General features: G+C 54.9%; 22 protein-coding genes and 1 pseudogene. 5 read left to right on the forward strand and 18 right to left on the reverse strand.

Features of this window, described 5'->3' with window-relative positions; all coding sequences use genetic code 11:
- Nucleotides 1-4: 4 nt before the first annotated feature.
- The 4 genes and pseudogenes from ACN28R_RS11510 to ACN28R_RS11525 all read left to right on the forward strand — a co-directional run.
- A pseudogene (locus ACN28R_RS11510) lies at nucleotides 5-187 on the forward strand (hypothetical protein); the annotation flags it as partial.
- A 12-nt stretch (nucleotides 188-199) separates the two neighbouring features.
- Entirely contained in the window at nucleotides 200-1,240 is a 1,041-nt protein-coding gene (locus tag ACN28R_RS11515; protein ID WP_095834481.1) for an AI-2E family transporter, read from the forward strand.
- A gap of 151 nt (nucleotides 1,241-1,391) precedes the next feature.
- A complete protein-coding gene (locus tag ACN28R_RS11520; RefSeq protein ID WP_095834482.1) occupies nucleotides 1,392-2,216 on the forward strand; it encodes a winged helix-turn-helix domain-containing protein in 825 nt (274 codons plus the stop codon).
- A gap of 2 nt (nucleotides 2,217-2,218) precedes the next feature.
- Nucleotides 2,219-2,710 (forward strand): FidL-like protein, encoded by a 492-nt coding sequence (locus ACN28R_RS11525; protein ID WP_236840219.1) that lies wholly within the window; start codon nucleotides 2,219-2,221, stop codon nucleotides 2,708-2,710.
- Between the two features lie 100 nt (nucleotides 2,711-2,810).
- On the opposite strand, the gene ACN28R_RS11530 is transcribed toward ACN28R_RS11525, so the two are convergent.
- A complete protein-coding gene (locus ACN28R_RS11530) occupies nucleotides 2,811-3,449 on the reverse strand; it encodes a LysE family translocator (protein ID WP_095834483.1) in 639 nt (212 codons plus the stop codon).
- Nucleotides 3,450-3,620: 171 nt separating this feature from the next.
- On the opposite strand from ACN28R_RS11530, the gene ACN28R_RS11535 reads away from it, so the two are divergent.
- Nucleotides 3,621-4,616, forward strand: coding sequence for a LysR family transcriptional regulator (locus ACN28R_RS11535; protein WP_048639570.1), 996 nt, complete (start codon nucleotides 3,621-3,623; stop codon nucleotides 4,614-4,616).
- A 91-nt stretch (nucleotides 4,617-4,707) separates the two neighbouring features.
- On the opposite strand, the gene ACN28R_RS11540 is transcribed toward ACN28R_RS11535, so the two are convergent.
- The 17 genes from ACN28R_RS11540 to cbiK all read right to left on the reverse strand — a co-directional run bounded on the left by ACN28R_RS11540 (nucleotide 4,708) and on the right by cbiK (nucleotide 20,745).
- Entirely contained in the window at nucleotides 4,708-5,847 is a 1,140-nt protein-coding gene (locus ACN28R_RS11540; RefSeq protein ID WP_095834484.1) for a M24 family metallopeptidase, read from the reverse strand.
- A gap of 27 nt (nucleotides 5,848-5,874) precedes the next feature.
- Nucleotides 5,875-6,654 (reverse strand): ABC transporter permease, encoded by a 780-nt coding sequence (locus tag ACN28R_RS11545; RefSeq protein ID WP_095834485.1) that lies wholly within the window; start codon nucleotides 6,652-6,654, stop codon nucleotides 5,875-5,877.
- The gene (locus ACN28R_RS11550) at nucleotides 6,651-7,502 is read right to left on the reverse strand and encodes an ABC transporter permease (RefSeq protein ID WP_095834486.1); all 852 of its coding nucleotides are present in this window, start codon (nucleotides 7,500-7,502) and stop codon (nucleotides 6,651-6,653) included. Before ACN28R_RS11550 ends, ACN28R_RS11545 begins: the two co-directional genes overlap by 4 nt.
- A complete protein-coding gene (locus ACN28R_RS11555; protein WP_236840220.1) occupies nucleotides 7,499-8,605 on the reverse strand; it encodes an ABC transporter ATP-binding protein in 1,107 nt (368 codons plus the stop codon). The genes ACN28R_RS11550 and ACN28R_RS11555 overlap by 4 nt, the downstream gene beginning before the upstream one ends.
- 14 nt (nucleotides 8,606-8,619) lie before the next feature.
- Nucleotides 8,620-9,753, reverse strand: a complete 1,134-nt coding sequence (locus ACN28R_RS11560) for an ABC transporter substrate-binding protein (RefSeq protein WP_095834488.1) — start codon at nucleotides 9,751-9,753, stop codon at nucleotides 8,620-8,622.
- Nucleotides 9,754-9,861: 108 nt separating this feature from the next.
- Nucleotides 9,862-10,725, reverse strand: a complete 864-nt coding sequence (locus tag ACN28R_RS11565; protein WP_095834489.1) for a MurR/RpiR family transcriptional regulator — start codon at nucleotides 10,723-10,725, stop codon at nucleotides 9,862-9,864.
- 605 nt (nucleotides 10,726-11,330) lie between these two features.
- On the reverse strand, nucleotides 11,331-12,395 hold the full coding sequence (cobT, locus tag ACN28R_RS11570) for a nicotinate-nucleotide--dimethylbenzimidazole phosphoribosyltransferase (protein WP_095834490.1): 1,065 nt from the start codon (nucleotides 12,393-12,395) through the stop codon (nucleotides 11,331-11,333).
- 20 nt (nucleotides 12,396-12,415) lie between these two features.
- Nucleotides 12,416-13,024 carry an adenosylcobalamin/alpha-ribazole phosphatase gene (locus tag ACN28R_RS11575; protein ID WP_095834491.1) on the reverse strand — a complete coding sequence of 203 codons (609 nt, stop codon included), beginning with the start codon at nucleotides 13,022-13,024 and terminating at the stop codon, nucleotides 12,416-12,418.
- Between the two features lie 22 nt (nucleotides 13,025-13,046).
- Nucleotides 13,047-13,793, reverse strand: coding sequence for an adenosylcobinamide-GDP ribazoletransferase (cobS, locus tag ACN28R_RS11580; RefSeq protein ID WP_048639579.1), 747 nt, complete (start codon nucleotides 13,791-13,793; stop codon nucleotides 13,047-13,049).
- Nucleotides 13,790-14,335 (reverse strand): bifunctional adenosylcobinamide kinase/adenosylcobinamide-phosphate guanylyltransferase, encoded by a 546-nt coding sequence (cobU, locus tag ACN28R_RS11585; protein ID WP_095834492.1) that lies wholly within the window; start codon nucleotides 14,333-14,335, stop codon nucleotides 13,790-13,792. Before cobU ends, cobS begins: the two co-directional genes overlap by 4 nt.
- 621 nt (nucleotides 14,336-14,956) lie before the next feature.
- Nucleotides 14,957-16,483, reverse strand: coding sequence for a cobyric acid synthase (locus ACN28R_RS11590; protein ID WP_095834493.1), 1,527 nt, complete (start codon nucleotides 16,481-16,483; stop codon nucleotides 14,957-14,959).
- Nucleotides 16,480-17,295, reverse strand: a complete 816-nt coding sequence (locus ACN28R_RS11595) for an ATP-binding cassette domain-containing protein (protein ID WP_095834494.1) — start codon at nucleotides 17,293-17,295, stop codon at nucleotides 16,480-16,482. Before ACN28R_RS11595 ends, ACN28R_RS11590 begins: the two co-directional genes overlap by 4 nt.
- A gap of 13 nt (nucleotides 17,296-17,308) precedes the next feature.
- Nucleotides 17,309-17,986, reverse strand: coding sequence for an energy-coupling factor ABC transporter transmembrane protein (locus tag ACN28R_RS11600; RefSeq protein ID WP_095834495.1), 678 nt, complete (start codon nucleotides 17,984-17,986; stop codon nucleotides 17,309-17,311).
- Complete coding sequence (locus tag ACN28R_RS11605; protein WP_048639584.1) at nucleotides 17,973-18,254, reverse strand: energy-coupling factor ABC transporter substrate-binding protein; 282 nt, start codon at nucleotides 18,252-18,254, stop codon at nucleotides 17,973-17,975. Before ACN28R_RS11605 ends, ACN28R_RS11600 begins: the two co-directional genes overlap by 14 nt.
- 1 nt (nucleotide 18,255) lies before the next feature.
- A complete protein-coding gene (gene cbiM, locus ACN28R_RS11610; protein ID WP_095834496.1) occupies nucleotides 18,256-18,987 on the reverse strand; it encodes a cobalt ECF transporter S component CbiM in 732 nt (243 codons plus the stop codon).
- Nucleotides 18,988-19,240: 253 nt separating this feature from the next.
- The gene (locus tag ACN28R_RS11615; RefSeq protein ID WP_095835792.1) at nucleotides 19,241-19,951 is read right to left on the reverse strand and encodes a cobalt-factor II C(20)-methyltransferase; all 711 of its coding nucleotides are present in this window, start codon (nucleotides 19,949-19,951) and stop codon (nucleotides 19,241-19,243) included.
- Nucleotides 19,951-20,745 (reverse strand): sirohydrochlorin cobaltochelatase, encoded by a 795-nt coding sequence (gene cbiK, locus ACN28R_RS11620; RefSeq protein ID WP_095834497.1) that lies wholly within the window; start codon nucleotides 20,743-20,745, stop codon nucleotides 19,951-19,953. Before cbiK ends, ACN28R_RS11615 begins: the two co-directional genes overlap by 1 nt.

Raw genomic sequence — 20,745 nt, forward strand, 5'->3', positions numbered from 1 at the left:
AGACGGCGTTGTGTCGCTCATGCTGGCAAGCGGCGCCAGTGCGTTGAGCCGCCAGGTCATCGGCGTCACGCTCTTCGCCGGCAGACTGGCCGCCGCCGGCGTCGGCATACTGTTTATCCCGGCGTTATACTTGCACATTCAACGTCTGCGGAAGCGTTACCGGCAACGGCCGGCTGCCCGCCATTAAAAGGAAATCGGCATGAACATCACTGAACATACGCGCGACACCGTGTTAAAAGGCCTGTTGTTGCTGGCTTGCCTGGTGATTGTGGTAATCGGTATTTATCTGGCTGCGCCGGTTATCGTGCTGTTGTTGTTGGCGTTATTTCTGGTCATCGTCCTTGAGCCGCTTATCGTGATGATGTCACGGCTGGGCGTACCGCGCCTCGCGGCCATTGCGCTGCTGAGCGGCGGTCTATTGATGGCCCTGCTGCTCACATTGGCGAAAATCATGAACACGCTGCCAGAGCTCGCGATGATGATTACCCAGATGCGGGGGGTACTGGCGAATCATCTCATCGCCGGGCTGGAGCCGCTGGCGCGGGTGGGGCTGACGCTCACCCCCGAGCAAATCATGACGTTACTCGACCCCAGCCAAATTTTGGGCATGATTACCCGGGCCGTCAGCCGGATATCAGAGATCCTGTCGGCCATACTGGTGGTATTCCTGATGGTAATATTTATGTTGTTGGAGATGCCCTCGTTGATCGCCAAAAGCCGGAGCCTGTTACGGGATTCGCCAACCGGCATGGAGGCTATCCGTCAGGGCATCACCTGCGTCACCCAGTATCTGGGCCTGAAGACGCTGATTAGCCTGCTGAGCGGTCTGGCGGTGTGGGCCGCCCTGCTGCTGCTGAACGTAAAGTTTGCCTTCATCTGGGGCGTACTGGCGTTTCTGCTGAATTTTATTCCGATTATTGGTTCGGTGATTGCCGCTATTCCGCCGGTGATCCAAGCGTTTGTGTTTAACGGCATCGGCGCCGGTTCACTGGTGTTGCTGGCGTATCTGCTCATTAACCTGATTGTGGGATGCCTGCTCGATCCCTATCTAATCGGGCGCAAACTCAATTTGTCCACCAGCGCGGTGATCGTATCGTTGCTGGTATGGCAAGGATTGCTGGGAATGACGGGCGTTTTATTGGCGGTGCCGCTCACCCTATCCGTCAAACTGGCGCTGGCGCAGATTAATGGCGGCGGCAAACTGAACGCCGACTCAATATCGGAGGAGAGACGCAGATAAAATCCCTGCGGCGATCCCAACGGGGCGAGGCCGGGAAACAGCGGCTCCGCACAGGCGACTTGAAGCCGCACGGGGATAAACTAGGCACTCAATCAATCTCCCGATATAATCATCGTTACGTGGCGAATCGTCTCTTTTAACAGGTAACTTGATGATTTATATCATAGCGGAGGAGATCAGATTCAACCCTGATGATGGTACCCTGGGAAGCCATCAACATGATGATTTCATTAAACTCAGCATCCCCGCCTGCCGTTTGCTTGAACAACTGCTGACTTCCGGCGGGGAAACGCTGGGCCGCGAATATTTGCTGACCGAGGTATGGGATAAATACGGTCTGCGCGGCACCAACAGCAATCTTAACCAATATATCAGCATATTACGGCGCGCCTTGGCCGGCTATGGCTGCGACAATCTGATTATTACCATTCCGAAAATCGGCTTTCGTCTCAACACCGATATTTCGCTACGGCGCGATGATCCCCCGTCATCCCAACCCGTACCCCAAGCGTTGCCCGCCGAGCCGTCGCCGTTCGCAGAGGAAGCCGCGCCGCTGCCCGCAGTACGGCCCCACACAGCAGCGGCGCGCAAAGCCGGTAACACCCCAAAGAAAACCTGGTTTCTGATTTTGCTTATCGCTTTCAGCATGCTGATACTGGGATTGTTGCTGCTTCAGTTCGGCGATACCCTGCAAGAGCGGGAGATTGAACCGGTTAACAGTACGTTTCAGGAGAACTGTAATGTCACTTATCTCAAAAATGCGGACAGCAAAGATCGGGAAGCCATTAACCAACAGATCATAAGAATTCTGCGTGACAACAAATTACAGTGCGACAAAAACCGAAGAATTATTTTCGATAATTATACGTCTTACTCCACGCAAAGTTATGGACGCACCCTGTTGTCGTTCTGCCAACTGGGGATAAAACAAGAAATTATCTCCTGCGATAATTTTTACTATTACGACTGGAAATAACGTTGAAAAGATTCAGAGTCCATATCGCCATCGCCATGGGGCTGCTGTTGCTGCTGACTATCCTGTTTATCGTGATTTCGTCTCATCGGCAAATCGCCTGGCCGTTTAAATGTTCGGCGTTTACCCGCTACGATTTGAATCGGGACGGGCATAATCTGGAGTTTTATCTGGCGCAAGACCTGCGTTTTCAGAACAATGACTCGGGCTATTTTTTACTGAACGGCCGCGCGGTCGATCAGGGGAAAGCTACGGTTCTCAATCGCACTATCTATCTAACGCAGGGTGGAAGAATAGATAGCGATACCTTCCGCTATCATATTAGCAGGATCGTCGCCTCGCCTACCGATAATACCCCGGACACGGTGTTCAATCAGTTACTTGCGGAGTTTACCTCCGACAGTACGCGGTTACAGCTGGACACAATACACATTCAGGACAAGGCTTACCTGATTGGCGGCCCCATTTCCTACCTTTTCACCTGCGCGGCCTACTGAATCGGAAAATCAGCATGTCTATCAAGATTATCCCGCCACAGTACGCACAGCAGTTGGGTTGCTCGAAAACGACGTGCGGTTGAGCAGAAAAAGCGCCGGATCAAATAGTGACGAACAACAAACGGATCGCGAAACCAATTAATATCACCCCCATAAACCGCTCAAACCAGTACCCCTGCCTTACAAACCGCTGACGAACCGACGGACTGGAAAAAAGCACGCTGACCAAGACAAACCATGCCGCATTGACCGAACACATCCATAGGCCATACAGTATTTGTATCGACACCGGCGTGGCGCTGCTCACCACCGTGGTAAAGACCGCCAGGAAAAACAGCGTCGCCTTCGGATTAGTCGCATTGGTCATGAATCCCATCAGGAAGGCTTTTCGTCTGCCCTGCGGCTGCGGCGCAATATCTCCCGAATCCAGGACGTTCATATTGGTCGGCTTGCTCTTTACGAAATGGATGCCCAGATAGATGATGTACGCCCCGCCGACAAACTTGGCGATGGACATCAGCCAGGGCGTGGCATGCATCAGCGCGCTGATGCCGACCAGCGTATAAATGATATGGACCGACATCCCGACCCCGATCCCGATAGCCGTGTAAATGCCGGCCCGGCGGCCAAATCTTACACTCTGCCGAATCGTCACCGCGAAGTCCGGACCCGGCGCGACAACGGCCAGAAAGTGAATCAACGCCAGTCCCAAAAACTCACTCCAGTAGCTATGCAACATACCGGCTCCCTTGCGCTAAGCATTGAATAACTCCAGCGTCGCCGGCCAGGCTACGGCCGGAAAGAGATAAACGTTCCACCATCTTTCATTTCCCCTTATCGCGTTTTTTTTCATTGTATGGGATGCAACTTGCCGCGATAATCCATCACAAAACCAAATAACTTTTTCCTCATGAGCACAAATAAAACACTGACCCTGATGGGTGAAATGGCGGTTTTTGTGAAGGTGGTGGAAACCGGCAGTTTTTCGGAAGCGGCGCGCCAGCTGGCGGCGACGCCTTCAGCCATCAGCCGTTCCGTTTCAAGGCTGGAAAAAGCGCTGGGTACCCGCCTGTTGCAGAGAACAACGCGCAAGCTGCGTCTAAGCGAGAGCGGGCAAGAGGTCTACGTCCACAGTCTGGCGATGGTGAATGCCGCTCAGGCGGCGATGGCGGTATCAGGAAGATTAGACCATGAACCACAGGGCATCGTGAGACTCAGCACGCCGAAAGCGGTGGGGCGTTTCGTGATCCACCCCCATATGCCGGACTTCCTCGCCCGTTACCCGAAAGTGGATGTCAACCTGCTGCTTGACGACCGCTATGTGGATCTGATCGACGATCGGATCGATCTGGCTATCCGCATCACCGACCAGCCGCCGCCGGGATTGATGGGCCGGCGTCTGCTGAATATCGAGCATATGCTGTGCGCAACGCCCCAATATCTTGCGCAACATGGGACGCCGCAACACCCGCACGATCTGAAAGCCCACAGCTGTATCTACCTTGGCGAAGAGCCGGGCGACTCACGGTGGAAATTCCGTCAAGGGAATAAGCAGGTCAGCGTGGATGTGCACGGCCGCTATGCGGCGAATCATACCGGCGTCAGGCTGGATGCGGTATTGCATCACATCGGCATCGGCAGTCTGCCCTATTTCACCGCCAGACATGCGCTACAGCAGGGGCTGGTGGTTCAGGTTCTGCCAGATTGGACATTCAGAAACAATTACTGCGGCGAACTCTGGATACTTTACCCCCCGACACGGCATCTGCCGTCCAAACTCAGCGTACTGGTTCAATTTCTGGCTGAACGCCTGAGCAAAGAACCCACGCTGGGGAAAATGACCGTCACCGGCAAAGAGGAAACGCCGCCGGCGGATCCGTATGAGTTTCCGGAAGCCGATCGGTGACCCGGAGCTTGCGTCTGATCACTCGATAGCGGCCGCGGCGGCGTGCCGCGGTTGCGGCCCGGAACGCCATGCCGCAACCGCAATAGCGTTACTACGCAATAAACAGCTGGCGCGGCGCCTGAGTTAGGCGAACATGCCCCTGCTCAGTAATGGCAATGGTTTCACTGAACGCGATCCCTTGCGCATAAATATACATATGGAACACCATTCCCGGTTTCAGGATCCATTCGGCGTTCGGTAAAAACACCCGGCTGAAGTCGCTGGTATGGGGGGTATAACGCGAATAATACCCCAGTGTATAGCCGGTGATACCGCCATAGTCTTGCCGCAATCCCGCTTCAAGTACCGCATTGCGGGCCAGCGCATCAATATCTTTCGCCACCGCGCCTGGGCGCATAGCCGCAAGCTGGGCGTCCTGAATGTCAATCAGTTGAGCGGCGATATCTTTCTGCCGTTGCGATGCCTTGCCGACGATCGCCGGACGCATCAACCGGGCGCTGTACCCATGCAAAATGGATACTAACTCCATATGGACAATTTCTCCCTCGGCTAAAGGCGTATTATGCAAATTGCCGTGTAAAAAGCTGTTCCCGACGCCGGTGGTGATAATGCCATAACGGGCCGAGTCCAAACCGTTGCGCATAAAGACCTGATGCACAACGGCCGCCGCATCTCGTCCGCTCTTCCCTACGCCTAATTCCGCAACAGCGGCCGACAGTGCGATATCGCCCACTTTGGCCGCCTTGGCGATATAGTCAATCTCCTGTGGCGTTTTGCACTCCCGTAACAATTCCAGCACGCCGGAGAAATCACGGAAAGGCCGGGATGGGAAGTAGCTTTGCAGGCGATTAAAACGCTTCACCGTCATACAGTAAGAATCAAAATCGATGCCGATATTCAGCTGGTCCCAGCCCCGCTCAATAATCGTGCTGACCAGCACCTCAATGGGATCTTGCCAGTCGGCAAAGGTTACGGTATCCGTTATCCAGCTATTTTCCTGAAAGGTATGCTCGTCCATGGCCCGAAAGATCATGAGCGGCTCGCCTTCCAGCGGTAATAAACACGCCCGGTACATATTTTCAGACACACTGAATCCGGTCAGATAAAACAGAAACTCCGTCTGATCGATCACCAGCAGACTAATATCCTTCTCACGCATATAAGCGCGGATTTTTTCCGCCCGCTGATGATACTCGGCCAGTGTAAAAATAAGATTCTTATGATTCCCCATGCTATCCCCGTAAAAGTGACAACGTTATTATCGCTGTTTTGTTAAAAAATTAGCCGCAAGTAAAAATACAATAGTAATCAGCACCAACAGTACGCTCACCGCCGCAATCGTCGGATCAAGCTCAAACTGCACGCTATTCCATATGCGCACGGATAGCGTCTGTACACTGTTGCCCGCCATAAACAATGCGATTAACAGCTCATCAAAAGAGCTAAGAAACGAAAAAATCGCGGCGGATATGATGCCCGGCGCCGCCAGGGGAAAAGTAATCCGCCGAAATACGGTGAAGTTACCGGCGCCGAGGCTCATCGCCGAATATTCAAGCTGGCTGTCTATCCCTTGTAAGGTAGACGAAATAATGATCGTCGCCACCGGCAAGGCAATAATCGCATGGCCGATAATAATCGCGCTGATGCTGTTAAAAACATCGACATCAGAAAAGAAAAAGAACAACGCGAGCGCCGAGATAATATTCGGCACGATCATGGGAAGCAATATCAGCACATAGATGATTTTCTTACCGCTAAAACGGTAGCGAACTAATGCCAGCGCCATCAGCAGGCTGAATACCATCGCCAGCAGCGTGGACATTACCGAGATACGAAAACTCAGCCACAGCGAATCCAGCCAGTCCGGATTTGTCAGCACTCTTTCCATCCAACGCAGGGAGAAACCGCTGGGAGGAAAGGTCAAATAAGCCGTTTGACTGAATGCCAACGGGAAAATAATGATAATGGGCAACGCCAGAAATAACAGCACCAGTATCGCTATCGTCAGCGAGAACAGCCCCGGTTTAATGGTATTCATCGCTTGGCCTCAAACAACTGCTCTAATCCAACCACTCGTTGATAAAACCAGAATAACAGAAGCGTACAGATCAGCAGCACCGTGGACAGCGCGGAACCGAAGCCCCAGTCGAAATAGGTTTCGATCTGGCTTTCAATCACCATCGAAATCATCGTCTGCTGCGGGCCGCCCATCAGCGCGGGCGTAATGAAAAAACCCAGCGAAAGAATAAACACCAGCAATCCGCCCGCCGCCACGCCCGGCAAAGAGAGCGGAACAATAATCCGCCAGAAAGCGCGGCTGCGCGACGCTCCCAGGCTTTCCGCCACATTCAGCAAACTGAGATCGATCCCGCGCATCACGCTATAGAGCGCCAGAATCATGTAAGGCAGCAGGATATAGGTCATCCCGATCAGCACGCCCGTTGAGGAGTACATCAGTTTTAGCGGCTGGCTGACTAAACCGGCGGCGATCAGTAGCTGATTGACCACGCCTTCCGTTCCCAGCAGCACCATCCAGGCGTAGGTACGCACCAGCACGCTGGTAAAGTAAGGAATAATCACCAGAATCAGAAAGATATTCGCCGTGCGGGGTTTCAGCCTTACCAGAACCCAGGCCAGCGGATAACCCAGCAATAAGGTGCTTAAGGTCACCCACAGGGAAATACGCAGAGTGATCCACAAGACGTTTATCCAGACCGGCTCCTGGACGATGCGCAGATAGTGTTTCCAGGTAAAATCCGGGCTGTAGAAGCTGAAACTCAGCATCTTTATCAACGGACAGATAAAGAATATCAGCAGCGCCAGCAACGATGGCGCTAGCAGCAGCCAGGGCTTCCAGCTACGCCGAGCCTGTATCGACAGCCTCATGGCTCCCTCTCACCGGCAATAAACCACAGGCTTTCCGACTGCCAGCCGAGCGAGACGGCCATGCCCGGGGTTATTCCCTTTTCCAGATCGATATTCTGCGCCTGAACCAATAACTCCGTGCCGTCGTTAAGCCGCACGGTGACTTTTACCGTATGGCCCAGATACAGCACCTCGTGGATAATCGCGGCAATCGGTAGCTGACCGGCCCCCGCCAGACGAATTTTCTCCGGCCGCAATACCGCGTAAACCCGCTGCCCGCAAGTCAGATGGCTGACGCCCTGCCCGCTGACCCGCTCGCCGCTATCCAACCTGACGTCATAGCCTGCCGAATGGAGCGCTTCGATATGGCCGCCAGTAAAATTGGATTGCCCGATAAATTCGGCGACCCAGCGGTTTTCCGGCTTTTCATAAAGGGATTGGGGCGTGTCAATCTGTGCAATCCGGCCATCCTGCATTACAGCAATACGATCGGAAAGCGTGAGAGCTTCCTCCTGATCGTGGGTAACAAACAGGACGGTAGAGCCGCTCGACATATGCAGACGCTTCAGCTCCAACTGCATATGTTCACGTAGTTTTTTATCCAGCGCCCCCAGCGGTTCATCCATTAACAGCGCCTGAGGTTCGAATATCAACGCCCTCGCCAGGGCGATCCGCTGTTGCTGTCCGCCGGATAACTCTCGCGGCAGACGCTGCCCTTTATCCGCCAGTTGCACCATTTCCAGCGCGTCCGCCACCTTTTGTCCGATCACGCTCGGCGCTATCCCGCGCATTTCCAGAGGAAATGCCAGATTGCGAAAAACGGAAAGATGGGGAAACAAAGAATAATTCTGGAAGACCACCCCCAGATTGCGCTTGGCGGGAGGAAAATCGGTGACATTCTCGCCGCCGATCAGGATCCGGCCGGAAGTCGGCGTGGTAAAACCGCCAACCATCATCAGCGTGGTGGTTTTTCCCGATCCGCTGGCCCCCAGTAGCGTGACAAATTCGCCGGGTTCGACCGTCAAATGCAGATTATCTACCGCGGCCGTGCGGCCAAAACGCCGGGTTAAGCCTTCCAGGCGAAGTTCCGTTCCCACCGTTGAACGCCGGGAACGGCGTGACAAGTCAGCAACACCCATTAAGCCTGACCCAGGAACCACTGCTGCCAAACTTTACCCACCTCTTCCAGATGCTCTGACCACCAAAGCGCATCTCGCACAAACGTTTTGGGGAAATAGGCAGGATTAGACGGCAATTTCACCAAATCCTCAGGACGTACAAAATCAAAGGCTTTTTTATTGGTCGGGCCATAGGCGATATGCTGGGTAAGTTTGGCCTGGACTTCCGGCTGCAGGGCAAAGTCGATGAATAATTGAGCATTTTCAGGGTTAGGCGCGCCTTTAACCACGCTCCAATACTGTACCTGCTGCTTTGCCAAATTCCAGTCGATCGCCAGCGGAGCGCCTTGATCGATCAGCGCCTGAGCGCGGCCATTCCACAGAGCGCCAAGTACCGCATCTTTGCGCTCCAACATCTGCGCGGAAACCGCACCGGTGTCCCACCATTTTGCAACGTAGGGTTTAATTTTACTCAGAGAGGCGAAAGCACGCTCAATATTAATCGGATAAAGTTGGTTTTTATCCACGCCATCAGCCAATAAAGCAAACTCTAATTCAGTCGAACTTGTACGCATATCCGCTAATGTGCGCGGACCGGGAAACTTCTTAACATCCCAGAACTCTTCCCAATTACCGGGATGGTGTTCATCACTAAACACTTCAGTGTTATAAACCAGCACGGTAGCATAAAGAAGATTGCCAACCATATTCGGATGACGTAGCTCCGACATAATATCGTCAGGATCGCTGTATTTCATAGCCGAATAATTAATCGGGGCTAATATACCGGCTTTATCCAGATTAAATTGAGTTATATCGCTTAGATCCAACACATCGATACTCATTTTTCCGGTTTTTGCCATTGCCAATATTTGCGATCCCGTTGAAGGGATGACTTTAACATTAATGCCAGTAGCCGCGGTAAAGGGTTTATGAACGGCGATGTCCATTGCATCCTGATAAGCCCCGCCTAACCCTCTGACAATCACTTCCTTATCACCTTTGGCAAATGCCGCTGGAATCGAGAAAGCGCCCAGAGCTATGCCAGCGCTAAGAATCGAACCTTTTTTTATTAAATCCCGTCGGGAGGTGTTTATCTCTCCCTCCGTTAACGCCGGTGTAGTGGAGAGCAAGCTCTCCTTTTTATTACTCATAGTTACTATCCTTTAGTTTAAAAATTACGAAGACCACTCCTTCCTGGTGTTAGTAACTAATGTGTCGCTAATCAATTTTACTAAAAAATTATATTAAATATTTTATTATCAGCGTTTCCCTGGTGTTGTCATTTTCCAATGACCGAGCAATTCCCATATTCTGTCTGATTCTTGTACTCTTTTATTTATATTTTCTTTATCTATTACAACCATTTGTGACATTAACCAGTCGGCCATAATCATGGTGCCGATCTGGGACCATCTTCCAATTTTCGACATACTCCGAGCAATATAAAGCGTTTCTGTCGCCTCCCTTGCCAAAGGAGAAAAGGGGCGATCGGTTAACGCAACGACATAGGCTCCGCGGAGTCGGGCAAGGTGCATAAGCTCAATAGTATAAGGAACATAACGTTCATAACCGATGCCGATAAAAACATCTTCCTGATTTATATGCCTTATACGGTCAGCAACATCGCCCACGCCAATATTAATTACATCCGCGCTTTTCAGTACATTAAGCTGCATTGCCAGATAAACGGCCATCGAATGCGTTGTACCATGAGCGGTAACCCATATACGTCTGGCGGAAACCATTTTCTCAGCAATACTGACAACTGTTTCAGGTTGATTTAACACAGATGTTTGACTCATCAGCAAACTGCCATTGGCAAAAACCTGTTCTTTTAATTCGACTTCACTTGATGATGTTGGGATCTGTTGATATATACCGCTTAGTCCAACGTTCTCAATCAGCGCTTCGCCCAAATCCTCACGTAAATGCGTATAACCTCGGTAACCCAGTGCGCGAGCAAAACGAACAATCGCGGCATCGCTGACATTTATCGCACCGGCTAACTGCTTGGCCGTCATAAACGCGACGCGTTCCTTATTCCTTTCAATATAACGCGCAATAAGCTGCTGTGCTGGGGTAAGTTTAGAAAAACGCTCGCCGACCAACGCTGAAAAATTCATATAACATCCCGAATGACTCAGTCACTACAGTAAAATGCAAACATGTTGTATTTGCAACAATAAAATTAATTTTTTTGATGAAAATTAATAAAAAACAAGTTAAATCATATAGATATGATTATTTCAAATCCGCATCACCATAAAGGATAATAATTCAACACATTGAATATATAAATAGCATGTTAATAATTTCATTAGAATAATGGTGGTTATTTCATTGATATATGAAATAGATAATATATTTAATTATTACCTACTGACTCTTTTGTACAATAATGCAATTAACAGGATAGAACAGATATGAAATTTTCCATAATTTTGTGAAAAAATCAGGGAAAATCGACACATCATCCACCCGCATGGCCCCACGCCGACACGTTGTCTCTTAGTCACAAATGTAGGGGCTATGATGGGGTTGGCTGTCACCCGGCGTAAAAATTATGCTGAGGAGATAGCAGGCTTAGGATGGGCCGCCCGATGTCGGGCGCGTGCGACGAGGCAGCATGAAAACGGCGGCTTTCCGGCGCACGAAACAGTCCCCGAGTCCGCATAAAAATGTGACGAAGAGACAGCGCTGGCGCGAGGGGGAGATAAAGCCGGCGACATCATGATGGCAGAACAATATCGCTGTCGGACAACTGCCCCATATTGTTATGTATTGCGCAGGCCGCGTCGATCAGATGCATGGCAATCGCCGCCCCGCTGCCTTCGCCAAGCCGCATGCCTAATTGCAGATAAGGCTCCAACTGCAAATGCCGCAACGCGATCGTCGCGCCCTTTTCCGCCGAAAAATGGGAAGGGATCAGGTAGTCCCGCACCTGCGGCGCAATACGGCAAGCCGCCAGCGCCGATGCATAGGAAAGAAAACCGTCCAATACCACGGGCAATCCCGCCGATGCCGCCCCCAGCATCACGCCCGCCATGCCCGCCAGATCAAAACCGCCGACCTTGGCCAACACATCTACGCCGTCCTGAGCGTTGGGCTGGTTAACGCTAATCGCCTGGCGCACTACCGCCACTTTATGATGCAGGCGATCGCTGGGAAAATTAGCGCCGATGCCCACCACCTGCGCCGGATCATGATCGGTCAGTACGCCGACCATCGCCGCCGCGGGCGTAGTATTCGCCATGCCCAATTCACCCACGCCAAAGACGTGCACGCCCTCTGCGGCCTGCCGTCTGGTCAACCGCGCGCAGGCCAGCAACAAATCTTCCGCCTGCCGATAAGTCATCGCCGCCTCTCGGGCGATATTGCCGCTGCCGCGCCGCACCTTCATATCGAGTACGCCGGGCAGCGGATCGCTGTCGATGCCGACATCCACCACTTTTACTTCCGTATTCGCATTGGCCGCCAACACGCAGACGCCGGTAATGCCGGTAACCATATTCGCCGCCTGAATGGCGGTAACCGCACGCGGGGAAATCGCCACCCCTTCCTCATAAACGCCATGATCGGCGGCCATGACGATGATCTGTTTACGCGCCACCTGATGCCCGGAGAGTCCGCGCATTCCCGCAAGCTGAATAGCCAACTGCTCCAACCGGCCCAGACTCCCCGGCGGTTTCAGCAGGCTATCCAGCCTGACGGCGGTTCGCCGCATGGCGTCTTGATCCAGCGGCTGAATGGCGTTAACCAGCGATGAAAGCGTGGATGATGAGTCTGTTTGCATCACGTTATTCTCATTATTCGTTATCGGGGCTGCCAGTGAGCCCGATTATTCAATGCCCGCAGCGTGGCGAATCCGTCCTGTAAATCCAACACGCTGTAGGCTCCCTGCTCAAAATGAAAGTGCCACATTTCACTTGCCGGCATCGTCAGCAACGTTGCCAGCAACAGGCTCAATACGCCCTGATGCGCCACGATCAGTCGATTATCCGTATGCTGCTGTTTTAACAACGTCTGCGTTAATTGCGTGATGCGGCCTGAAAACTCAGGAAACGACTCCCCGCCGGTCGGACGCGCCGTCTGCCAATCCGCAATCCAGGCGGCCCAAGCATCGGCGTCCTCATGCTGTAAATCGTGGTGATGGCGCATTTCCCAGTCGCCGAAAGACATTTCGTTTAATGTTTCATCCGCAACGGCGCCGATAGGATGCTTTTCCAGCACAATTTCCGCCGTATGCCGCGCCCGCAGCAGCGCGCTGCTGACGGCCGAACCGAAAACCACATCCGCCAGCCAGCCAGAAACCAGCCGCGCCTGGGCAATCCCTGTCACCGTCAGATCGACGTCCGTCGTACCGCAAAAAACGCCGCTAAGATTCGCCTCAGTCTGACCGTGCCTGACCAGAAACAACCGCATGGTTTGCCCTCATTCTCTTCTGTCACAACATCGCCAGCAAAAAGACCAGTTCGCCCACTTCCTCCGCCGCCCCCAGCGTATCGCCGGTTTGTCCGCCCAGCCGGCGGCGCAGGTAGAGTCCCATCAGCCAAACGGCAATCAGGGTGACGGCGAACGCCCGCAGCGCAGCCCCATGCCCCAGCACTCCCGTTAAAATCGCCCCGCCGGCCAGCGTGATCAGCGTTTCCACGCCGCTGACCTGGCCGATATACAGATTCCCAAGCCCTTGCCCGTCTCGGGCGTAGCGCTGACGATACATCAGCAGCACAATGGCGCTGCGGCTGACCACTGAAGCCGCCGCCAGTATCGCCAGCATCGATGTTCCGCGCAGCGCCAGCTCGCTCACCACCAACACTTTCGCCACCACGATGAAAATCAGCGCCAAACCGCCATTGGTGCCCAGGCGGCTATCGCGCATGATTTCCAGCATCTTTTCCCGCTGGCGGGCGGAAAACACGCCATCACAGGTATCGGCCAGTCCATCCAGATGAAAGGCGCCGGTGATCAGCGCCAGCGCCAGCACATAGGCCAGCGCCGCCAGCGGTACGCCAAACCAGGGGGAAAGCGCGACAAACACCGCGCCGGCAATCACGCCCACGATAAGGCCGATAAAGGGAAAACCGACAATTCCGCGCACGTACTGCCGCATCTCCAGCCCTTGAGTCCAACGCGCAGGCACCGGAATACGCGTCATAAATTGCAACGTGGCGAGAAATAAACGCAGATTCATTTAATTTTGACCTCAATACCCGATACCACCAGATAAACCGACTCGGCCGCCGCCGCCAAGCGCTGATTGACGCGCCCGGCGATGTCGCGAAAATGCCGTGCCAGTCGGTTTTCCGGCACAATGCCCATCCCCAGTTCGTTGGTCACCAGATACACCGGTGATGCGCGGCGCGAACAGGCAGCGATAAGTTCATTGATCTGCTGTTCGATCACCGCTTCAATGGCCGGGAAATCCATCTGTTCTGCGGGAATGTCGCCCGCCTGATCGAACAGCAGATTCGCGATCATGGTAGTGATGCATTCAACAATGACGGCTTTGTCCGCCGCTGTTTCGTCCGCGATCGCCGTTCCCAGATCCCGATACCCTTCCCAGGTGCGCCAGTGCGCTGGACGGCTCTCCCGATGCCGCCGCACCCGCTGAGCCATTTCGTCGTCGGTAATCACCGACGTGGCGATATACAGCACGTTATCGCCGTACCGCGCCGCCAGCCGCTCCGCCAGCGCGCTTTTGCCGCTGCGGGCTCCGCCCGTAATTAATATCACCCGATAAGCTCCTATTTAATATATATTTCCCTTCTCCCGCGAAGATGAGATTCGGGATTGGGTCAATCAGAACACAAGTGATGCCTGATGCTACCCCCTCCCTGCCTCCCCCTTGTCAGGGGGAGGCGCTAAACGCCCTCTCCCGCGAAGATAAGGTTCGGGGTTGGGTCAATCAGAACACAAGTGATGCCTGATGCTACCCCCTCCCTGCCTCCCCCTTGTCACTGTCTCTTAGTCACATTTTTATGCGGACTTGGAGATAGTTTCGTGCGCCACAATGCCGCTATTTTCATGCTGCCTCGCAGCACGCGCCCGACATAGGGGGCTCAAACGCCAGCCCCCTATGAACCCCGGCTTGCGGCTAAATTATGTCGCTGCGCGATGCCTTCGTCGGTATCAGGCTTAACGGACCGCTTGCGACACGTTCCCTACGTGGCGCAAGCTTTCGCCGCGTCCGTGCGGCTCATCCTAAGCCTGCTATCTCCTCAGCATAATTTCTTACGCCGGATAACGGCAAACCCCGTCATAGCCCCTACATTTGTGTATAAGAGACAGCCCTTGTCAGGGGGAGGAGCTAAACGCCCTCCCCTGCGAAGGGGAGGGTTGGGGTGGGGTCGAAAACTAGCACCTACCCGCCCCCATAAACCCATATATCGCTGCGATATCAATATGCTCGCGCATCGCAGCGGCCAGAATGTCGAACTGCCGCTGCTTGTGGCGGGCATAGTCAAAAACCTCGCCGTCAAAGGCGGCCAATCCTTTACGCCGGCGTAATGTATCCAGCAGCGCGCGGGTAAAACGGTCATTATCAAACAGGCCGTGAATGTAGCTGCCTATCACGCTGCCATCCGCGTTAACCGCCCCATCGTATCGGGTAATCGGCTGTCCGTTGCTTTGCGTCAGGCGGATAAAGGGTTCAGCCTGCGCGCCCAGGCGCGACGTTCCCATATGAATTTCATAGCCGGAAATCGGCGTTTCCGATCCGGCCAGGGCCATGCCCGGCAGCGTTGGCTGACAGTTTCCGCTAACGCGGGTGGTCGTTTTTTCCGCCGCGAATTCGGTTTCCACATCCAGCAAGCCCAAGCCGTCCATCTGGCCGATGTCCGATTCCACGCCGTCGATAATCCGTCGTCCCAACATCTGATAGCCGCCGCAGATACCGATAACCGGCACGCCGGCACGCTGTCGCGTCTGCAGCGCGGCGGCCAGCCCGTTTTGCCGTAACCACTGCAAATCACCCAGCGTATTTTTACTGCCGGGCAGAATAATCAAATCGACATCCGCCAGCGCCGACGGATCGGCGGTATAACGCAGGCGGACATCCGGTTGGGCCGCCAGCGCGTTAAAGTCGGTAAAATTGGCGATGTGCGGCAAGCGCACCACCGCGATATCCAGCGCCTTTTGCGCGCTGCCGCCATATTTACCGGTTTGCAGCGCCACGCCGTCTTCATCCTCCAGTTCAACGTCCAGCCAGGGCATCACGCCAATCACCGGTACGCCGGTCAGCGCTTCAATCTGCGCCAGACCCGGTTTGAGCAACGCCACGTCGCCGCGGAATTTGTTGATGATCACCCCTTTCACCCGCGCTTTCTCTTCAGGACGCAATAGCGCCAGCGTACCGTAGATGGCGGCGAACACCCCGCCGCGATCGATATCGGCCACCAGCAACACCGGGCAACCGGCCATCGCCGCCATGCCCATATTAACGATGTCCCGATCGCGCAGATTGATTTCCGCCGGGCTGCCCGCCCCTTCCAGCACCATCACGTCATATTCGGCGGCCAGACTGTGGTAAACCTCGCCGATCTGCCGCTGTAACTGCGGCTTGTACTGGTGATAGGTCAGCGCATCCATATTGCAGACGGCTTTGCCCATCAGCACCACCTGCGACTTGCAATCGCTGGTCGGTTTGAGCAGAACCGGATTCATGCGCACGTCCGCCTCAATGCCCGCCGCTTCGGCCTGAAATATCTGCGCCCGCCCCATCTCTTCGCCCTGCGGCGTAATCCCCGAGTTCAGCGCCATGTTCTGTGATTTAAACGGCGCGCAACGGTAGCCATCCTGGGTAAAAATCCGGCACAGACCGGCGACCAGTACGCTTTTCCCCACATCGGAGGCCGTTCCCTGCAACATGATGGACAGGCTCATGCGTTTCCTCCCGCTCGGTGCTCGCGCAGCAGCGCAAATAGCTGTTGTTCGGTTTTACACAGCGGCAGTCCCAGTTCACTGTGCAGCTTAACCAGCCAGGGCTGCACCAGAGAGGCCGCCTGTAATTGGTCCCGTCGCAAAAAGACCTCGGCGCTTTCCCCTTCGCCGACCAGTCGTCCGTGCGACAGCACATACACATAGCCGCACACCGCGTAGATCAGGTCGATATCGTGACTGGAGATGATGACCCGTTTCCCCTGCGCCACAATGCGTTCGATGATGGCGATCATCTGTTCGCGCCCGGCGGGATCGAGCCCGGCGGTCGGCTCATCCAGCAGCAGATAAGGCGCTTCCATCACCAGCGCTCCGGCAACGGCGACGCGTTTTTTCTGGCCGTGGCTGAGGTACTGAATCGGCTTATGGCGAAACGCCTGCGCATCCACCAGCGTTAACGCCTGATCCACCCGCTGGGCGATGATCGTTTCATCCATACCGAGATTGCGCAGGCTGAACGCGATATCGCTGTCGATATCGGTATAAAAAATCTGCTGTTCCGGATCCTGGAACACCGTCGCGATCTGCTGACGCAGCGTGCGCAGCCCAGCCTTGCGGTAATCGATCGGCTGGTTGTTCCACAGCACCGCGCCGCTCTGCGGGCGCAGAATGCCGGTCAGGTTCATAAACAGCGTCGATTTACCGCAGCCATTCGCCCCGATCACTCCGGTGACGGCATGCCGCCCGAAATCCAGCGACAGATCGCGCAGTATCGGTTCATCCAGATAACGAAAATTCAATTGTCGGGTTGCCAGCATCGTTGTTCTCTTCTCACAGATGAAACTCTCCCTGGTACAGCTTGATTTCCAGCGAAATGACCATCTGCTGGTAACGCATCATAACCCGCATAAACAGCATTCCGATCAGCATGGAGAGCGAACGATAACTGCTGCCCAGCGACGAATAACCAAAACGCAGCGACTGCGCGCGGCGGATAGCCAGCGCCTCATCCAGAAAAATAAAGATAAAGCGCCAGGTCAGCAGGATTTGCTCCGTCAGCAGCTTCGGCACCCGGCAACGTTGCAGGATCTGGATCAACTGCGGAAACGGCGTGTTCAGCACGAACCAGAAGGTCGCCGACAGCGCCGCCAGGCTGCGCCAGAAGGTCTGATGCGCCGTATGCAATCCCTGCGGATCGATGCCGACCCAGAACGACCCCAGCGGGATCCCCCACCACAGCGTTTCCGGCTGGCGCGATACCGACAGCACAATCGCCACCACCCCTACCAACAAGAAACCCAGCGGCACCGACAGCCACTTCAGATAACGCAACGGGCCAACCCGCAGCAGCCAACAGGTCAGCGTGGCGATAAAGACCAACAGCAGCGCCTGATACAGCGGCGGAGTGGTCATCGCCAGCAGCAGAAACAGGCCATACAGCGCCAGCTTGCGCATCGGATCCACCTGCCGCCAGCGCCCTTGATAGCTTAGCTTGTCAATTCCCAGCATGATCGCTGCGTTTTCCGCGGTAGTAGCCAAGAATGTAGAAAATCACCGCCGCGCCCAACGATCCCTGCAAGGTAAATAACAGGCTTTCAATCTCGCTGCTGGCGGGCTCATACAACGGCTGGAACCAGGGCTGGTAATCCGGCGCGGTTTGGGTGATCAGCGTTTCCGCCTCGCCATCCGAACCGCCGTATTCACCGCCGTGATTGATGAAAAACGGCAGGATCACCAGCGCGATCACCAGCGATAACAGGATTAAATTCTTTTTCATGTTAGTGACTCCCCGCATGAATAAGCTGACGTTTCGTTAACTGGTCGTAAATCATCACGGTAAGCAACCCTTCGGCGATGGCAATCGGCACCTGCGTCAGACAGAAGATGCCCATGAATTTAAGCATCGACGCGGTGACGCCCAGTTGCGGATCGGGAAAGGCCGCGCCCAGCTGGAGCGACGTCACCAGATAGGTCGCCAGGTCGGCCAGCATGGCGCACAGAAATACCCCGACATCCCGGCGAATTCCGGCTTTGCAGGCCAACCGCCACACCAGGTAGCCGACAATCGGCCCGATCACCGCCATCGACATGCCGTTGGCGCCCAGCGTCGTCAGACCGCCATGCGCCAGCAACAGCGCCTGAAACAACAGGACGATCGCCCCCAGCACGGCCACCACGGTGGGGCCAAATAGAATAACCGCCAGGCCGACGCCGGTCGGATGCGAGCAGCTTCCGGTAACGGACGGGATCTTCAGGGCGGAAAGGACGAAAATAAATGCGCCGCACAGCGCCAGCAGAACCTTCTGGTTACTGTCTTCACTCACAATCTTGCGCAGACGCACCAGCCCGGCGAACAAGCACGGCAGAAACAGCACCCACCAGGCCAGCGCCCACAACGGCGGCAGAAAACCTTCCATGATGTGCATGGCGAACGCTTCCTGCGGCGCCAACATCAGTAGTAGCGCCACCGCCAGACCGGATAGCGAGAGTTTCTTTAATTGTTGTTCCATTGATTACCCCTTAACAGGCTATCGTTTATTACGTTTTATTGCGGAAATACCTTTTTTTTGTTTCTGCTCTCCCCATGAAGGTTCCCCATAAAGGGGATATGCCATATCGGAGAATATTTCGTGCGCGATAAAGTCGTCATTTCCCTGCTACGTCGTAGCACGCGCCCGACGCAGGGTGGTTCAAACGCCACCACCCTACGAACCCGGGCTTGTGGCTGAAATCACGCCGCTGACGCGTTACCTTCGGCGGCCGTCATTCGCTGCGCCACTGCTTATTCACCAGGATCGTGGAGAAATACGGCAGCGGCTGGTCATCGGTTACCTGATCCAGCCGTCGCCAGCACTGTTCGCCCGGCAGAGAAGCATCGGCCATCAGCAGGGCATGTTCAAACAGCTCAAGGCGCGCCAGCAGCGAGCGCACCGCGGCAAAACGGCCATATACCTTCATCAGCACCACGCTGTCGTGAGTCCGTAACGCCTGCTCCAGATCCGCTTCCGGCGCCGTGCAAGACATCACTGCCAGCGACTGCCGTTCCATCGCCAGCGGCAGCGCCGAACGTGCGGCGATCGCCGCAAACGAGGTCACGCCCGGTACTATTTCCAGCCACGGCTGGCGGCCGATGCGCACCAGCAAAAAGACCCAGGTGCTGAATAACATCGCGTCGCCGAGGGTGATAAACCCGACCTGCTTGCCGTTGGCGACCTCATCCGTAAGCTGCCGGGCGATATCGTCCCAGACCGCTTCCTTCTCCGCGTTATCGGCGCTCATGGGGAAGTGATTGGTGCGAATCTCCGTCTCCGGCGACAAGTATTCCCGGACGATGGAGAGCGCCAGACTATCGCCGCCTTTACGCCCTGCCGGCGCATAAAGAATATCGAGCTTGCCGATCAGACGGGCGGCGCGCACGGTGATCAAATCGCTGGCGCCGGGTCCGACCCCTAACGCATACAGTCTGCCGGTCATCATGCCGCCTCCTGCTGTTTATGGTTCAGCGCCGCGGCAAGATGCCGGGCAAACATCTGGCGGATCTGCGGATTCTCTCCCAGCCCTTGCAGCCAGCAGAAAGTTTCAATGCCCGCCGCTTCCAGCTGTGATTTCCACGAGCCCGCTTCGTTCGAGGCCATATCGTTGATGGCATGATCGCCGGCCACCAGCATCAGCGGCATCAGGTGAACCTTGCGTACGCCCTGCTGTTGCAGGCGCAGGACGATATGGTCGACTTCCGGATAGCTTTCCACCGCCCCCACCAGCGCCGGAAAGTTGCGCGAGGCCATCAGGTGATCGAGGCAGGCATAGGCGGAAAAGGCGTGATGGCTGGCGCCATGCCCCATAAACACCACCCGCTCATCGGCGGCCAGCGGCGGCATCTGCGCCTGAAGCGCGTCCATCAATTGCAGGTAATCGTCAAAGCCGCTGAGCAACGGCGCGCCCAGCGCCAACCGTTGAAAACGCGGATGATAAGCGCGAACTTCCGCCGCTATTTTTTCGTATTCATCGCCATTAATCACATGCAGCGACTGGATCGCCACATCCTGATAGCCTTCATCCGCCAGCCGTTGCAAAGCCTGAGCGGGATTATCAATGTGTATGCCGTCGCGCTCGCGCAACTTGCGGATAATCATTTCCGACGTAAAAGCCCGGAACAGATGGCGATCGTTATAGGCGGCCGCCAGAAACTGTTCGCAGGCATCAATATTCTTTTCCCGGGTTTGCGGGTAACTGGTGCCAAAGCTGATAATTAATAGTGCTTTTTTCAT

The organism is Brenneria goodwinii, from assembly GCF_002291445.1.
Taxonomy (GTDB): domain Bacteria; phylum Pseudomonadota; class Gammaproteobacteria; order Enterobacterales; family Enterobacteriaceae; genus Brenneria; species Brenneria goodwinii.

Bases quoted from the DNA above. Each gene is read 5' to 3' on its own strand.
- ACN28R_RS11515 (WP_095834481.1), top strand. From the start codon at position 200: ATGAACATCACTGAACATACGCGCGACACCGTGTTAAAAGGCCTGTTG.
- ACN28R_RS11520 (WP_095834482.1), top strand. From the start codon at position 1,392: ATGATTTATATCATAGCGGAGGAGATCAGATTCAACCCTGATGATGGT.
- ACN28R_RS11530 (WP_095834483.1), bottom strand. From the start codon at position 3,449: ATGTTGCATAGCTACTGGAGTGAGTTTTTGGGACTGGCGTTGATTCAC.
- ACN28R_RS11535 (WP_048639570.1), top strand. From the start codon at position 3,621: ATGAGCACAAATAAAACACTGACCCTGATGGGTGAAATGGCGGTTTTT.
- ACN28R_RS11540 (WP_095834484.1), bottom strand. From the start codon at position 5,847: ATGGGGAATCATAAGAATCTTATTTTTACACTGGCCGAGTATCATCAG.
- ACN28R_RS11545 (WP_095834485.1), bottom strand. From the start codon at position 6,654: ATGAATACCATTAAACCGGGGCTGTTCTCGCTGACGATAGCGATACTG.
- ACN28R_RS11550 (WP_095834486.1), bottom strand. From the start codon at position 7,502: ATGAGGCTGTCGATACAGGCTCGGCGTAGCTGGAAGCCCTGGCTGCTG.
- ACN28R_RS11560 (WP_095834488.1), bottom strand. From the start codon at position 9,753: ATGAGTAATAAAAAGGAGAGCTTGCTCTCCACTACACCGGCGTTAACG.
- ACN28R_RS11565 (WP_095834489.1), bottom strand. From the start codon at position 10,725: ATGAATTTTTCAGCGTTGGTCGGCGAGCGTTTTTCTAAACTTACCCCA.
- cobT (WP_095834490.1), bottom strand. From the start codon at position 12,395: ATGCAAACAGACTCATCATCCACGCTTTCATCGCTGGTTAACGCCATT.
- ACN28R_RS11575 (WP_095834491.1), bottom strand. From the start codon at position 13,024: ATGCGGTTGTTTCTGGTCAGGCACGGTCAGACTGAGGCGAATCTTAGC.
- cobS (WP_048639579.1), bottom strand. From the start codon at position 13,793: ATGAATCTGCGTTTATTTCTCGCCACGTTGCAATTTATGACGCGTATT.
- ACN28R_RS11590 (WP_095834493.1), bottom strand. From the start codon at position 16,483: ATGAGCCTGTCCATCATGTTGCAGGGAACGGCCTCCGATGTGGGGAAA.
- ACN28R_RS11595 (WP_095834494.1), bottom strand. From the start codon at position 17,295: ATGCTGGCAACCCGACAATTGAATTTTCGTTATCTGGATGAACCGATA.
- ACN28R_RS11600 (WP_095834495.1), bottom strand. From the start codon at position 17,986: ATGCTGGGAATTGACAAGCTAAGCTATCAAGGGCGCTGGCGGCAGGTG.
- ACN28R_RS11605 (WP_048639584.1), bottom strand. From the start codon at position 18,254: ATGAAAAAGAATTTAATCCTGTTATCGCTGGTGATCGCGCTGGTGATC.
- cbiM (WP_095834496.1), bottom strand. From the start codon at position 18,987: ATGGAACAACAATTAAAGAAACTCTCGCTATCCGGTCTGGCGGTGGCG.
- ACN28R_RS11615 (WP_095835792.1), bottom strand. From the start codon at position 19,951: ATGACCGGCAGACTGTATGCGTTAGGGGTCGGACCCGGCGCCAGCGAT.
- cbiK (WP_095834497.1), bottom strand. From the start codon at position 20,745: ATGAAAAAAGCACTATTAATTATCAGCTTTGGCACCAGTTACCCGCAA.